The sequence below is a fragment of the Piscibacillus salipiscarius JCM 13188 genome (assembly GCF_001311865.1).
Classification (GTDB): Bacteria; Bacillota; Bacilli; order Bacillales; family Alkalibacillaceae; genus Piscibacillus; species Piscibacillus salipiscarius.
The window spans coordinates 257,463-271,005 of record NZ_BBCD01000001.1 but is presented as its reverse complement, the minus strand read 5'-3'; the positions used below and the strand labels follow the sequence as shown (position 1 = coordinate 271,005).

General features: G+C 34.2%; 18 protein-coding genes and 6 pseudogenes. 17 read left to right on the top strand and 7 right to left on the bottom strand.

From position 1 onward, the window contains the following. Both ytvI and JCM13188_RS01535 read right to left on the bottom strand, forming a co-directional pair. A pseudogene (gene ytvI / locus JCM13188_RS01540) lies at window positions 1-1,046 on the bottom strand (sporulation integral membrane protein YtvI); the annotation flags it as partial. An 82-nt stretch (window positions 1,047-1,128) separates the two neighbouring features. Beyond that, window positions 1,129-1,506 carry a YugN family protein gene (locus tag JCM13188_RS01535; protein ID WP_054751638.1) on the bottom strand — a complete coding sequence of 126 codons (378 nt, stop codon included), beginning with the start codon at window positions 1,504-1,506 and terminating at the stop codon, window positions 1,129-1,131. 252 nt (window positions 1,507-1,758) lie between these two features. On the opposite strand from JCM13188_RS01535, the pseudogene ylbD reads away from it, so the two are divergent. The 4 genes and pseudogenes from ylbD to JCM13188_RS01520 all read left to right on the top strand — a co-directional run. Further along, window positions 1,759-2,073 (top strand): annotated as a pseudogene (gene ylbD / locus JCM13188_RS01530) (spore coat protein YlbD); the annotation flags it as partial. A 65-nt stretch (window positions 2,074-2,138) separates the two neighbouring features. After that, a complete protein-coding gene (locus JCM13188_RS20205; RefSeq protein WP_369404745.1) occupies window positions 2,139-2,270 on the top strand; it encodes a hypothetical protein in 132 nt (43 codons plus the stop codon). 5 nt (window positions 2,271-2,275) lie between these two features. Then, the gene (locus tag JCM13188_RS01525; protein WP_369404744.1) at window positions 2,276-2,584 is read left to right on the top strand and encodes a YlbF/YmcA family competence regulator; all 309 of its coding nucleotides are present in this window, start codon (window positions 2,276-2,278) and stop codon (window positions 2,582-2,584) included. 25 nt (window positions 2,585-2,609) lie between these two features. Continuing rightward, on the top strand, window positions 2,610-2,960 hold the full coding sequence (locus tag JCM13188_RS01520; RefSeq protein WP_279401220.1) for a YlbG family protein: 351 nt from the start codon (window positions 2,610-2,612) through the stop codon (window positions 2,958-2,960). Here the strand turns inward: JCM13188_RS01520 and JCM13188_RS01515 are convergent. After that, on the bottom strand, window positions 2,953-3,336 hold the full coding sequence (locus JCM13188_RS01515) for a DUF7147 family protein (protein WP_054751628.1): 384 nt from the start codon (window positions 3,334-3,336) through the stop codon (window positions 2,953-2,955). The genes JCM13188_RS01520 and JCM13188_RS01515 overlap by 8 nt on opposite strands. A gap of 351 nt (window positions 3,337-3,687) precedes the next feature. Between JCM13188_RS01515 and rsmD the strand changes: the two genes are divergently transcribed. Together rsmD and coaD are read left to right on the top strand one after the other, a co-directional pair. Beyond that, window positions 3,688-4,260, top strand: a complete 573-nt coding sequence (rsmD, locus tag JCM13188_RS01510; RefSeq protein WP_054751627.1) for a 16S rRNA (guanine(966)-N(2))-methyltransferase RsmD — start codon at window positions 3,688-3,690, stop codon at window positions 4,258-4,260. Continuing rightward, window positions 4,253-4,734, top strand: a pseudogene (gene coaD, locus JCM13188_RS01505) (pantetheine-phosphate adenylyltransferase). Before rsmD ends, coaD begins: the two are co-directional and overlap by 8 nt. A gap of 242 nt (window positions 4,735-4,976) precedes the next feature. Here coaD and JCM13188_RS20200 read toward each other — a convergent pair. After that, entirely contained in the window at window positions 4,977-5,501 is a 525-nt protein-coding gene (locus JCM13188_RS20200) for a nucleoside recognition domain-containing protein (protein ID WP_369404743.1), read from the bottom strand. Further along, the gene (locus JCM13188_RS20195) at window positions 5,498-5,992 is read right to left on the bottom strand and encodes a nucleoside recognition domain-containing protein (protein WP_369404742.1); all 495 of its coding nucleotides are present in this window, start codon (window positions 5,990-5,992) and stop codon (window positions 5,498-5,500) included. Before JCM13188_RS20195 ends, JCM13188_RS20200 begins: the two co-directional genes overlap by 4 nt. Before the next feature lie 151 nt (window positions 5,993-6,143). Between JCM13188_RS20195 and JCM13188_RS01495 the strand changes: the two are divergent. The 4 genes and pseudogenes from JCM13188_RS01495 (at window position 6,144) to JCM13188_RS20180 (ending at window position 7,771) form a co-directional block, all read left to right on the top strand. Further along, window positions 6,144-6,936 (top strand): annotated as a pseudogene (locus tag JCM13188_RS01495) (patatin-like phospholipase family protein). Then, entirely contained in the window at window positions 6,926-7,291 is a 366-nt protein-coding gene (locus JCM13188_RS20190; RefSeq protein WP_369404741.1) for a hypothetical protein, read from the top strand. The pseudogene JCM13188_RS01495 and the gene JCM13188_RS20190 overlap by 11 nt, the downstream one beginning before the upstream one ends. Before the next feature lie 34 nt (window positions 7,292-7,325). After that, the gene (locus JCM13188_RS20185) at window positions 7,326-7,514 is read left to right on the top strand and encodes a PDZ domain-containing protein (protein WP_369404740.1); all 189 of its coding nucleotides are present in this window, start codon (window positions 7,326-7,328) and stop codon (window positions 7,512-7,514) included. 47 nt (window positions 7,515-7,561) lie between these two features. Next, window positions 7,562-7,771 carry a S16 family serine protease gene (locus JCM13188_RS20180; RefSeq protein WP_369404739.1) on the top strand — a complete coding sequence of 70 codons (210 nt, stop codon included), beginning with the start codon at window positions 7,562-7,564 and terminating at the stop codon, window positions 7,769-7,771. Window positions 7,772-8,116: 345 nt separating this feature from the next. Here JCM13188_RS20180 and JCM13188_RS01485 read toward each other — a convergent pair whose 3' ends face one another. After that, complete coding sequence (locus JCM13188_RS01485) at window positions 8,117-9,328, bottom strand: nucleotidyltransferase (protein ID WP_054751625.1); 1,212 nt, start codon at window positions 9,326-9,328, stop codon at window positions 8,117-8,119. A gap of 156 nt (window positions 9,329-9,484) precedes the next feature. Here JCM13188_RS01485 and JCM13188_RS01480 point away from each other — a divergent pair, with 156 nt between their 5' ends. From JCM13188_RS01480 to JCM13188_RS01470, 4 genes and pseudogenes are all read left to right on the top strand, one after another. Continuing rightward, window positions 9,485-10,096 carry a YceD family protein gene (locus JCM13188_RS01480; RefSeq protein ID WP_279401219.1) on the top strand — a complete coding sequence of 204 codons (612 nt, stop codon included), beginning with the start codon at window positions 9,485-9,487 and terminating at the stop codon, window positions 10,094-10,096. Continuing rightward, window positions 10,068-10,239: pseudogene (gene rpmF / locus JCM13188_RS17465) on the top strand (50S ribosomal protein L32). The gene JCM13188_RS01480 and the pseudogene rpmF overlap by 29 nt, the downstream one beginning before the upstream one ends. A 62-nt stretch (window positions 10,240-10,301) precedes the next feature. Continuing rightward, window positions 10,302-10,991: an enoyl-CoA hydratase/isomerase family protein gene (locus JCM13188_RS01475; protein ID WP_054751624.1), complete on the top strand. Its 690-nt coding sequence runs from the start codon at window positions 10,302-10,304 to the stop codon at window positions 10,989-10,991. Window positions 10,992-11,138: 147 nt separating this feature from the next. Continuing rightward, window positions 11,139-11,591 carry an RsfA family transcriptional regulator gene (locus JCM13188_RS01470; RefSeq protein ID WP_054751621.1) on the top strand — a complete coding sequence of 151 codons (453 nt, stop codon included), beginning with the start codon at window positions 11,139-11,141 and terminating at the stop codon, window positions 11,589-11,591. Window positions 11,592-11,657: 66 nt separating this feature from the next. On the opposite strand, the pseudogene JCM13188_RS01465 reads toward JCM13188_RS01470, so the two are convergent. Further along, window positions 11,658-12,136 (bottom strand): annotated as a pseudogene (locus JCM13188_RS01465) (N-acetyltransferase). A gap of 158 nt (window positions 12,137-12,294) precedes the next feature. Here JCM13188_RS01465 and JCM13188_RS01460 point away from each other — a divergent pair. The 3 genes from JCM13188_RS01460 (at window position 12,295) to JCM13188_RS17460 (ending at window position 13,532) form a co-directional block, all read left to right on the top strand. Beyond that, window positions 12,295-12,804 carry a 2-dehydropantoate 2-reductase N-terminal domain-containing protein gene (locus tag JCM13188_RS01460; protein ID WP_054751619.1) on the top strand — a complete coding sequence of 170 codons (510 nt, stop codon included), beginning with the start codon at window positions 12,295-12,297 and terminating at the stop codon, window positions 12,802-12,804. Beyond that, on the top strand, window positions 12,801-13,148 hold the full coding sequence (locus tag JCM13188_RS01455) for a ketopantoate reductase C-terminal domain-containing protein (RefSeq protein WP_054751617.1): 348 nt from the start codon (window positions 12,801-12,803) through the stop codon (window positions 13,146-13,148). The genes JCM13188_RS01460 and JCM13188_RS01455 overlap by 4 nt, the downstream gene beginning before the upstream one ends. Window positions 13,149-13,217: 69 nt before the next feature. Then, window positions 13,218-13,532: a DUF3397 family protein gene (locus tag JCM13188_RS17460; RefSeq protein WP_369404763.1), complete on the top strand. Its 315-nt coding sequence runs from the start codon at window positions 13,218-13,220 to the stop codon at window positions 13,530-13,532. Window positions 13,533-13,543: the final 11 nt, after the last annotated feature.

The window sequence follows — 13,543 nt, the reverse complement described above, 5'->3', positions numbered from 1 at the left end:
TAAATTTTTGTGTTAAACTTTATAATTCCTGCCTCTTTAGCAGAATTAAATAAAATGACTACTAATGGACCTAAGAAAAAGCCTAAAAAGCCAATTAATTGTAACCCTAAGAACATGGCAATATGTAGGTAATGGAGAAAGCCCTATGTGATGTCCCATTACCTTAGGTTCAATTGTACGTCTAATAGCAAGTAAAATGATAGCCAGTACTGCTAATTTCGTTCCTAGTACAAGATCTCCTGTTATAAACATATATAACGACCATGGTCCGAGGATTATAATTGAACCAATAATTGGTATTAAATCTACTAACCAAATAATGATCGACATAATAAATGCAACTTCAGGAGTAATGAGTAATAAACCAATTAGTGAGACAGTAAAGATGATTAGACTTACTAAAAACTGCGCTTTAAGAAAGCCCAATAAAACGTAAGACATTCGAGCGTTCATAAATTTAAATTTCTCTTGTGTTTGTTCAGTCATCATTCCATAAAACTTATTCCTTAAATTAGGTAAATCGAGCATAAACAAGAATAATGCAATTAAATAGACTAGTAAACTTATAAGAAAGTCAGGTATTTTCATAAAAATCTGTGTAATACTTTCAATATAATTATAGTCTTGTAATGTTTGACCATAAGTAGTCAAATTTTCAGTTACACGCTTTTCGACTGAATTTATGAACTCATCTGGCCATTCTTCAGTAAATGCATCGAACTTAGTTCTAAAATCTGTTAATTCAGATTCGACATCGCTTATGTATGACGGGATATTTTCTGTAAGTTTTATAACTTGCCCAACGACTTTGGTAGTTGTGTAAGTACCAATTGTTGCAAGGATTAATATAAATATTAAAAAACAATAGTGACCGAGATTTTTTCTAGAAATACCAAACGCCTAGTGTTAAATCGGACTAATGGGTTTAATATTAATGCCGTTAAGAATGCAAGAATCAGCGGGACTGAAATTGGTAAGATAAAGTAGGCTAGTACTAAGAGTAGTAATATATAAAGAGCTATGGTCCATTGTCGTTTTTGTAATATTTTTGAACAATTAAGCCTAGTCCCCTTTCGCACTAAAATGTTATAGGAAGGGCTGTAAATATAGACAGCCCTTCAAACATCTTTACTTAGCTTCTTCTTCGATAAACTGTTTCAATTGTTCATCCACTTTTGAAAGAATACGTTCAGCTTTTTCAACTACATTCTTTGGAAACCCTTCTTCTTCTCCGTATTCCACACCATGAGGGTAGTGATGCTTACCTAATAGTGGTGTAAGAATTTTAATAACTGCTTTACCTGAATCAACATCGCCTTCAATGGCATAGCCGCTAACACGAAGGTAGTACGTGATATTTTTTTCAGGAGCGTTCATTTTTAAATCATATGTGACGCGTTCATAGTCCCATTGACCCGCTAAAACAAAACCATTTCTTTCCATGATATATGTTAATGGTTGGAGGTCTAATACAGTGTTTTCAATATTATTGTTTTCTAATTTCATTTCCTTCACCTCTACAATAAGTTTCATTAAATTTATCATATTATGAAACCGTCAATTAATCAATTATTTCTAAGTAAATATCGTTAATGTGTAACATTTTATTCAAATATTTAAGTGAATATTTAATGAACACATTTTAATACCCCTAATTATAATAGTATTAGCAGGATCTTTATGTATTAAAAGGGGTGATGAAAGTATGTACCATTTAGATTTACCTGAGGAAGTACGTGAGTTCAAAAATTCGTTCAAACAAGACAAGGCCTTGTTAATGATGTTAGACGTGGTAAATATAATTGGCAAGAATTGTACGATCGCTGGCATGCTAACGGAGAAAGCGATCCATTATGGAATGAATACGAACCAACCGAACCAGACGATAGTAAATCACCTTCAACTGGTAAATTTTCGAACCTATTTGACCTTGTATCTAAACTCGATATTGATCAAGTTGAAAAACAAGTTAGTAATCTATCCAAGACGATAGATCAAGTTCAAGGGTTCTTAAAAAACAAAGCAACCAGAGACCTTATCATCATTATAACCAAAGAAAAACGTTTCTTTTAACATGCAAATTCGATATTGGTAATCTCACCTTCATTTTGGTAAGATAAGTATATGGAGGTGAGTACATGCTCGCTAATATAGAAGTTATTGAAGCACTAGAGCAAGCTGAGAAACTTGGTAAAATGATTACAGAGTCAGAAGACTTTAAAGTATATAAGAATAGAAAAAAGCTTTATACGAAGACCGTGATGCGGTAAAGCTCATGGATGATTTTTCTAAGATGAAGGAACATTATGATGATGTCCAAAGGTTTGGTCGATACCACCCTGATTATAGTAAAATCATGAAAGAGATTAGGGAACAGAAGCGTGACCTAGATATGCATGATACCGTTGCGATTTATAAACAATCTGAAACGCAACTTCAAACCTTGTTAGATGATGTATCGGAAATTATCGCTCAATCAATTAGTCCAAACATAAAAGCACCTAGAGACGGAATAGCCCTAAAAGATAGTGGTTCTGGTTGTGGCTGTGGATCTGGCGGCTCATGTGGTTGCCAAGCCTCTTAATCAAGTAAGGAATGAGGTAGTACTTATGATAACTAAACGCCAAGGAATCGTTGTATGGATCAAACATCCCAAATACGTAAAAAGGCTTCGAAGATATGGACATCTGATTTATGCATCAAGGAAACTGAAGTATGTTTTAATTTACGTTAATCAAGAAGAGCTTGAAGAAGTGACTGAACAAATTAATCGTTTAAACTTTGTCAAAAGGATTGATTTGTCTCATAAGCCATTTGTCGATACAGTTTATCAAAAGAAGTCTCCAATTATAGAGGAAGAGACGGATTATGAAATAAAAGCGTTTACTAAAAAACTGAAGCTGATCAGCTTCAGTTTTTTATTTATAATGTGGTGGAACCAGGCAATGCTCGTTATTTAATAATATGATTTAATCTTAAAACGGCAATCAGTTGTTGATAATAGAGTTCAATTTCATGATAAGTATCTGACGGTGGAACGACTAATTCAATAATGGGCTGGTTCAGTCGTTCACTAATTTCCTTAAAGGCATCAAAACGTACATTAGGCGAATCCTCATTTGGTTTTAGAATGCCTTCTAAACAAATATAAATCGGCTGAAAGTTCCCTTGATTTGTAGGCTTAAATACTGCCGCAATGGAAGTGCGTTCTTCTTCATTTTTGATTGTATGAAAGGCCAATAGGTTTTGAACTCGTTCCGGCATAGCTTCAATTAATGTGAACAACTCATAAAGATCCCCGTAACCTTCACCAAGTTTTATAAATCGCTGTGTCATGTTCATACCTCCTCAAATTCCCACTTAAATGTAGCATGTTTCATTAATTTTGTGAATTAAGATAGTCATGCTTGCATCGTTTTGATAAAATAGTAGTCGACTTGTGTAGAATTTTAAAATGAATAAAAAGTGGTTTTTTCTTCAATCTAACGAATTAAAGAAAACCACACTCTCCGTATTCTAACAGAGAGAGTACAAAAAGGGAGAGGAGAAACCGGAAGAAGGTCTTATGGGGAATGATAAGACTTTCTCCGAGTCGAACGGATTCCTCTTAAATTCCGTTCTAGAAGCTATTATTGCCAATAGAGGGTAAACTATACATTAAAATTTAAAAAAAGTTGGTGATCGTCGTTGAGAGTTATTGCAGGAACACTTAAGGGTCATCCAATTCAAGCAGTGCCTAGTAAAAAAACTAGACCCACAACTGACAAAATTAAGGAAGCATTATTTCAAATCATTGGGCCCTTTTTTGAAGGCGGACGGGCCTTAGATTTATTTGCTGGCAGTGGCAATTTAGGAATTGAGGCAATTAGTAGAGGGATGGAATGGGTCACATTTGTTGACCATCAATATCATGCCATTCAAACGATTAAAAGTAATGTCAAAGACCTTGACATTGAGAAGCATTGTGAAATATTTAGAAATGATGCGTTTAGGGCTATTAAAGCTGCAGGAAAGAGAGATAAAACTTATCACTACATATTTTTAGACCCGCCATATCAAAAAGCAGGTTTTAAGGATATATTAATTGAATTAGATGAACACCAATTGATGGAAGATGGTTGTTTAATCATTTGTGAACACACACAGGATGAGAAATTGCCAGATTCTTTTGAAAGATTTACAATGTTAAGGCAAGATGAATATGGTTCTTTAACTGAACTGACAATATATCGATATGATAAGGGGGATGGGAATGCCTAAAACAGCTATTTGTCCAGGGAGCTTTGACCCAATTACATATGGTCATTTAGATATTATTAGAAGAGGAGCTAAAATCTTTGATCACGTCATTGTAGCAGTCTTTAATAACCAATCTAAATCACCACTATTCTCAGTAGGAGAAAGGTTAGCATTAATTGAAGAGGCCACTAAAGACTTACCTAATGTGTCTTGTGATGTAAGTCAGGGATTACTAGTCGATTATGCAAAAAATAAGCATGTAGATGTAATTTTAAGAGGTTTAAGAGCTGTAAGTGATTTTGAATATGAAATGCAAATTACATCGATGAACCGTAAGTTAAATGAAGATATTGAAACTTTTTTATGATGACAAATAATCAGTACTCTTTCTTAAGTTCAAGTATTGTTAAAGAAGCTGCAAAATATGAATCTGATGTATCAGATTTAGTTCCAGAAAATGTGGCTAAGGCTTTGAAAGAGAAATATCAATCCTAAATGAAAGCCCATAAATTCTGTTTTATGGGCTTTTTTATTTTAAGACTTTCTTAAGCGTGATAATAGATACAAACAGCCAATGACTAATGCTGATAGTGAGATTAAGTAACCATATTGTTCAAGCCAATACCATATATCATACCAGAAGTATTGCTGAGAAATGTTACCCTCTGAATCAACTGTAATATCATGTGGAGAAAATGCGTTTCGATTTAAGTACAACGGTTTAAACAGGGCGATTGTTAACCAAATGGAGAATATAATGTGTAATAGACGGGCGAAAAATATGGTGCGAATTTTATGTCAGTTGTTGATAAAATGCTTGCGACCTGTGCTTGAATAGAAAAACCATTAAACGCAAGAATGGCACTGACAAAAATTAATTGGATTAATAACGTTAAATTATCGGTTTGTGAAATCATTTGAGCACCTAGTGTAATTTCAAATAGACCTGCAATAAAAGGTAAAGATAAAGATTCGGGTATTTGAAATAAACCAAATAACTGGGCTAATGCGGCCCCAACGTAATGGGTGATACCTGTAAGAAATAGTAATTTATTTATGACTGAAAATAATATTATAAATCCACCGACTACAACTAAAGTTTGAATAGAAGAAGACACAGCTTGTCCTAATACATGACCTAAAGGTTCATTCTTTTTAAGTCGTTCGTGATGGAGAGTATTCCAAGCTCTTTTAATAAAAGATTGTCTCTCGTCATCATGTTTCGGTTTGGAACGCTCTTCATTATATTTATAAAATCTCATGCAAACCCAACTAAAATTGCTCCGACATAATGGCTTGCTGCAAGTAATAATCCAGTTTTAGGATCATGAAAAAAGCCTATTGAAATCGCTCCAAAAATAAATAAAGGGTTGGATGCGTTTGTGAAAGAAACTAAACGCTCTGCTTCTGTTTTGGTAAGCACGTCTTCTTGCCTTAACCTTGCCGTAATTTTAGCACCAGAAGGATAACCACTAGCCAATCCCATTCCAAGTACGACTCCTCCTGACCCCGGTATATTAAAGAGAGGTCGCATGAGAGGCTCTAAAACCATTCCAATTACTTTAACTACTCCAAAAGCTAATAATAATTCTGCTATAATAAAAAAAGGAAGCAAGGAAGGGAATACAATTTCAAACCATAAGTTCAACCCTCTTATGGATGCTTCTAGGGATTCATCTGGAAATGTGATCACAGCAAATGCTAAAAATATCGTGCTCATTGAATAAAAGATTGTCCTAATCTTATTTAACACTTGTATTCCTCCTATAGCATTCCTAGCTGTACGAATAGACCATCGCATAGTAAAATAAATGATAAAGAAAACAGATTGTTTCTTTACACTATACGCGAACAGGTCGAGTATATATGCATAGTAGATTATTAATTTTGACAGGAGGCAATACATGAGCCGGCCAAAAATAGGGTTAGCACTTGGGTCAGGAGGAGCAAGGGGCTTCTCGCATTTAGGCGTAATCAAAGTCCTTGAACAACACCAAATTCCTATCGATTATATTGCTGGTAGCAGTATGGGGGCGTTGGTAGGAGCTTTTTATGGTGCTGGACAATCCGTTGATCAAAATGTATCAATTGGCCTTAACTTTCAAACGTAAATATTTTATGGATATCATGGTACCTAAAATGGGTTTAATACAAGGTGAACGAATTAAGTCTTATATTAAAATGTTTACATATAATAAACGATTAGAGGAGTTTAAAACACCTGTGTCAATCGTTGCTACAGATATTTATTCAGGGGAGAAAGTTATTTTTAACGAAGGTGATGCAGCCTCAGCTGTTCGTGCGAGTATATCAATTCCGGGTGTATTCGTACCGGAGAAAATTAATGATCGGTTATTAGTAGATGGGGGCGTCATTGATCGAATTCCTGTTTCTGTTGTTAAGGATATGGGAGCAGATATCGTTATTGCAGTAGACTGTTCAAAATTTGAACAAAATACAGAAGTGTATTCAATATACGATATTATAATGCAGAGCATTGATATCATGCAAAATGAAATTACAAATTACAGAATGGTCGATGCAGATATTGTCATGAGACCTGAAGTTTATTCTTATAGTTCTCGTAACTATTCTCAAATTAAAGAAATAATTGAAAAAGGTGAAGAAGAAGCGGAGAAGCATATTCAGTCGATCAAAAAAGCTATAGAGGATTGGAAGGGTCTTAATGCAAATTAACCGTAAACAATTAATATTATATGCATTTATATTATTAGCAGTTATATTTTTATCAAGTTATAAATTAGATTATTATATATATCAACCCGGTGGGATTTATGCTTTAAATGATGTAGTTGAAGTTGAAAATCGATTTGATAGTGAAGGAGAGCTTCATTTAGTTACCGTTCGAGGCGGACAAGCAACACCTATTTATTATTTATGGGCCAAAATAAGACCTTATTATGAAATTTATGATTTAGAAAAAATAAGACCTGAGGGAATCAGTCAAGAAGAATATATGGATACTCAGCTTCATATTATGGAATCTTCACAAGAAGCAGCGACGGTTTGTAGCTTACCAAGCTGCAGGTAGAGATATTAACATTGAATATAAAGGTGTGTATGTCATGGGTGTAGTGGATGGCATGCCTGCAGATGGAGCTCTAAAACCTGGAGATCAAATTTTAGCAATCAATGATCAGCCAGTTGAGTCATCTCAAGATATTCTTGATTTGATTTCTTCATATCAAAAGGGGATCAAATTCAAGCTAATATCATTAGGAACGACCAAGAAAGAACCGTATCCTTTGATTTAGGAACCTTTCCCAATGAACCAGATCGGGTTGGGATGGGTATATCTCTAGTGACTGATCGTGATGTGACAGTTAATCCAGAAGTAGAATTTGATAGCGGTAGTATAGGTGGTCCGAGTGCAGGGCTTATGATGTCACTAGAAATTTATGATCAACTTACTTCTGAAGATATTACTAAAGGTTATCAAATAGCTGGTACTGGTGAAATTGATTACGAAGGAAATGTTTCAAGAATAGGTGGTATTGATAAAAAGTTGTAGCTGCAGATGATGAAGGGGCAGACATATTTTTTGCACCTAATGAAGACGGAATAAAAGGCTCTAATTATGAAGTGGCAAAACAAACAGCTGAAGAAATCGGAACTAGCATGAAGGTTGTTCCCGTTGATAATTTTCAAGATGCAGTTAACTATCTAGAAAATATCGACCCTAAATAGACATTAGCTTAAGAGGGTGGGACAGAAGAAAGATAACTTATTAAAAAACGAATATTGAGTGTTATTTTGACGCAGCTAAAAATGAAGACGAATATTAGGGATTGATCTCTCCTCTAATATTCGTCTTCTTCTAGATTAATACATACTTTGTCCCAGCCTCTTTGTTTCCCTATATAATAATTGGCCCTGTTAATTCTTGTTTTTTCAGTTGTTGTTTAACCTTTGGTGAGTGAGGAATATAATAAGCATCGGTAGCTTTTTCTTCTAGTACTAACATGGGGTGCTTAAGTTCTTGAATGTTTGAAATTAGAGGTACATTCATATCTTTTTTAATCGTCTGTATGTACTCTCTACCTTTTTGGTTCATACCAAGAATTCTAGTGTAAGGAGCTTGCTTCATTTCACTGTATTTCTCAAGATCTTCTTTAGTTGTATTTGTTAAGAGATGTACAAACATACGCTGTAATCTTGTCCATGTATAACGTTTGGTTTTAAGGAGTGTCATCCAACTGTGGAAATCTGTTGCTTCTTGAACCGTTTGTTTTAAACGATATTCTAAACCTTCAATGACACCTTGTATTTGTCTTAGCTCCTGGTGACTCTTTGTTTGTACTAGTAATTGTAAATAAGGGAAATATAATTCCCAATCATGCCAGTTAGATGTTAGATTTAAATATTCTTTTAGGTGCTCAATCGTTTCAACTGGTAAAGCTTTATAAGCTGAATCTGTAATTGATCTGTCTTTTATGATTTCTTTACGAATACTCGTTGCGCTCGCAATCTCATGTTCAATCTTTTCATCGTGGTAGCCGCTTTTAGTTCGTTTAATTGTTTCAGGTTGAATAGTTGAACCCAATTCTTTAATTGCCTTAACATAACTGAAACCTAAAATATTATTAGGCTGTCCAAGGTCAATTTCTCCTGTTGCTAAATCGATGGTTTGATACGCTTTTTTGCTAGCTTGTGGGAAAGATAGCCCTTGATCTAGTTGTTTATGAAGCTCGTCTGTAAAATGGCTTTTATAGTTTTGATAGTGGTCATATCCTTCTAAGAAAGGCTGAATATTACCAGCTTCACTTCCAAAACACACATAGTCGACATTTAGTTCCGATAATGTTAAAATGGCGCCTCTAGCAAATAAATCAGCATATTGAACTGCAAATGCAAAGGGAAGTTCAACGACGAGATCAACACCACGATTTAGAGCTGCTTTGGTTCTATGGAATTTATCGATGATAGCCGGTTCACCGCGCTGAAGAAATGAACTACTCATCACGGCTATCATAATATCTGCGTTTGTTTTTTCTTTAGATTGCTCGACATGATATACATGTCCATTATGGAATGGGTTATATTCAACAATTAGCCCACATGCTTTCATTTAAAACACCGCCTAAAATTCTTTGATAATTCTAATTTAGAAGGATTAGATGATAAAATCAAGCAGATTTTGATTAAAATAGTTGGTGTTAAGAAAAAATATTGACAAAAGGTTCATTTCCTTTTACAATAACTCTTGTTGCCTTGAGGTGATATTATGAAATTTTCCTTACAAAAAATAAAACGAGAAGCTCCATATGATTTTGAAGATACGGTTAACGTAGATGAATTAGAACGTATGGAAAACGATATTAGGAATATTACAGATGTAAATGTGAAAGGTGACGTATCGGTCCGTAGTGAAACGTATACATTTCGTTACACCATCAAAGGGACGATGACATTACCTTGCGCAAGAACTTTAGTTGATGTTCCGTATGAATTTTCGGTTCAAGCTATTGATCAGTTTACTACGAGTGAATATCAAGCTCAAAATGATGAAGATATTCATTTTATTGATCAAGAAGTGCTTGACTTAATGCCTTATATCAAGGAAAATATTTTATTGGAAGTTCCTTTAAGAGTGTATAGTGATGAGGCAACGATGGATAATATCGTTTCTGAAGGAAGCGGTTGGGATCTTCTTCAAGAAGATGAACATTTAGACTTAAAAGCTAAACACGAAGAAGAAGAACAAGAGAAGGTAGACCCTCGTTTATCTTCATTAAAAATTTTGATGACAAAAAAGATTAATGTAAATATCCCTATAAATTGGGATTACTTTAAGGGAGGTGTAACACATGGCAGTACCAAAGAGAAGAACTTCTAAAAAAGTTAAACGCCAACGTCGTACGCATAAAATTACATGTACCTGGTATGGTAGAATGTTCAAATTGCGGTGAATATACAAAACCTCACCACGTATGTAAATCATGTGGTCACTATGATGGTAAAGAGGTAGTTGAGAAGTAAGGAAGAGATGTCTCATCATTGAGGCATCTTTTTTTTATATTAATAATTAAGGAGAGAATTCAATGGCTGAAAGTTCACTTTATATTGACCCAAAACAGTACGCAGTCATTACATTAAATCGTCCACACAAGTTAAACTCTATTTCTAAAAATACAATTAAAGAGCTGGACAATCACCTGACTGAAGTGACTAATCGTCATGACCTTAAATTCTTAATCATCACTGGTAACGGAGAGAAAGCATTTTGTTCTGGTGGAGATCTAAACGATTTTCATGGAGAGATGTCTGAACAAGAAGCTTATAAGACATTGAAGCCTATGCAAGAAATAATATACAAATTAGCCACTTTACATATTCCAACCATTGCATGGCTAAATGGCTTAGCAAGAGGTGGTGGTCTCGAACTGGCTTCTGCATGCGATTTCAGATTTGCTACACCTAATGCTGACTTCGGCTTTATTCAAGGAAAATTAGGAATAGCAACTGGCTGGGGCGGTGGTACCCTTTTGTATGAACGTATAAACTCTAATCATGCTTTTCAATGGATGATTGAATCAGATATCAAAACAACTAGTGAACTGTTAACGATAGGATTTTTTCAGAAGGAAATAAATGACTTAACCATTTCTGAGAATCATGAAGCCCTGAAGCCATACATTGATCGTAGTGTTGAACAAATGAGACATTGGAAAAAACAAAGGCTGAATTTCATGGAACTTAATTTAATGAAAAAAGAATGGAAGATGAAGTGAGAACTTGTAGTAAGCTTTGGGTTTCAGATGAGCATAAAAGGGCCGTCAAGCAATTTTTATCTAAAAAATAATATACAAATCCTTCTAACCTCTTAATGACTTGCATAGAGTATTATTAAAGTTAATAGAGTTAAGGGGTGTATAGTGATGTCAACGAGGCAGGATGCATGGACGAAAGATGAAGATTTACTTCTAGCTGAGACAGTATTACGTTATATACGAGAAGGTAAAACGCAAATGAAAGCTTTTGAGGAAGTCGGAGAACGGTTATCAAGAACCCCTCAGGCTTGTGGGTTCAGGTGGAATGCAAACTTAAGAAAACAATACAGGCAAGCTATTGATTTAGCAAAACAAAGTCGTAAGAAGCTCAATGATTCTACGGGTTCACTCCCTTCATACCCAAAAATGAAAGCTTTTGATGAAGTGATTAATCAATTAGAGCAGCTCAAAGGTGTTTACTATACTCAAGGCGAAACATCGAAACATAAAAGTTTAGATCCAGAACATACGCAATTGAAACAACAGATTGAACGATATGAACGAATCATCGATGATATATATAACAAGATTAGTGAAGTTAAAAGTAAACAACATAAATAAAAACAATCTTCCATCTAATTTTAAAGATGGAAGATTGTTTTTGTGTATAGGAATTTAATTTGCTTGTTACTCTTCACTAACTTTTTCATCCACACCATCAGGCATCCATATAAATGGGTTTTGACCTAAGTCACGTTCCATATCATAATTGGCAGGCTGAAAACCCATCTTTTCCCAGAACCCTTGGGAATTAATACGAGCATTAGTCTTGATCGGTAGTCCAAAGCTTTTAGCAAAATCAACTAGTTTTTTACCAAAACCCTTGTGACGATAGTTCTCCAATACTTCTAATTTCCATAGTTCTAAATAGTCTTGTTTAGGGTCAAAATAGTAATCATATTTTTGATCGACTTGATATAAGCTCATTCTAGCAACTAAAGAGTTACCATAATAAATACCAAAAACGGGGATTCACTGTTGTTTTCGATCATATTGTGTTGCAAATCTTCTAACATTGATAATTCTTGAATACCATATTCTTTAAACTTTTTAAATTCTTCTAACGTTTTAAAGTTGATTAATAAACGTTCTACCTCGCCTAACATATCTATAAGCCCCCTTATTCATGCTCAATTTTATTATAATATAAATAGGTGGTGTTGAAAATGGAAGCCCTTTAATAATAGTAAGATCAATTTTAAAGGGACATTTAACAATTTTCTGATAAAATAGATAGTATTGAATCTAATGCGGAGTGAATGTAATGGATATTGGTATTATTGGTTTAGGTGCCGTTGGGTTATTCATTTCATCTAAATTGTCTGAACGTCACGATGTAACGGGTTATGTGAGAAACCAAAAGCAGCTAAATGAAATAAGAGAGAATGGTATTCAAATTAATAAAGATCGCTATCAAATTCGTGTTAAAACCATTGAAAGACTGCAGAAACATGACTTGATTATTATCTGTGTCAAACAACCACATTTAGCATACCTAATGCCTATATTAAATAGCTTAGATAAAACGTGTCTATTATTTATTCAAAATGGTTTAAGCCATATACAAATGATTCAAGAACTGAATCATTTTATTATGTTGGGAGTGTGTGAACACGGCGTCTCAAAGGTCAATTCTCATCAAGTTCAATTAAATGGGCTAGGTCAGATTAAAGTGGGTGATTTCCAAGAGCATAATGATGCGAAGCATATTCAACATCAACTATACGCTTCCGATTTTCCTGTTTTTATGATGATGACATCATTCAAACTATGAACGAAAAAGTGATTGTAAATAGCGTTATTAATCCACTTACAGCGTTGTTTGATATAGAGAATGGACAAGTAATCACCAATCCATATTTAAAGAAAATAGCTTATCAACTGTCTAAGGAAGCTTCTGAAGTGCTTGAGATGAACTGCGAAAAGTCCTGGGAAAAGGTGCAGGAAGTTGCTCATAATACAAAGAATAATGTTTCATCAATGTTAGTCGATATAAGGATGAAGCGAACGACTGAAATCGAGTCTATAAATGGATACATTGTGAAACAATCCAAGATTGACGTTCCGACTCAGTCAAATATGTACCATTTAATTAAAGCTAAAGAAATTAATCATTAAAGGAGAGCGTAATGGATTTTTTATCGACACTTATTGCTATACTGGCAACTTTTCCTTATATAACGTTTTATTCTTTTTATAATTATGAAAAAAGTGACGCGGCAGGCAACCAGATCAACTAAATTTGCTGCAGATTTATCAAACTTATTCTTCCTTATAGCAGTTAATGCTATTTTATTTAATTTACTTAATCGGTCTTTTATAGTGTATTTCTTGTTATTGTTTATGCTAGGTGTCATAGTTGTCATCACGATGCAATGGCGTAAAGAACTAGAAATCAACATTATGAGGGCCGTAAGAGTTGTTTGGAGAGCAGGATTTATCATTTTAGTTATTACTTACACCATATTATTACCAATTGGAATCTACATAACTTATTTATAATAAAACATATG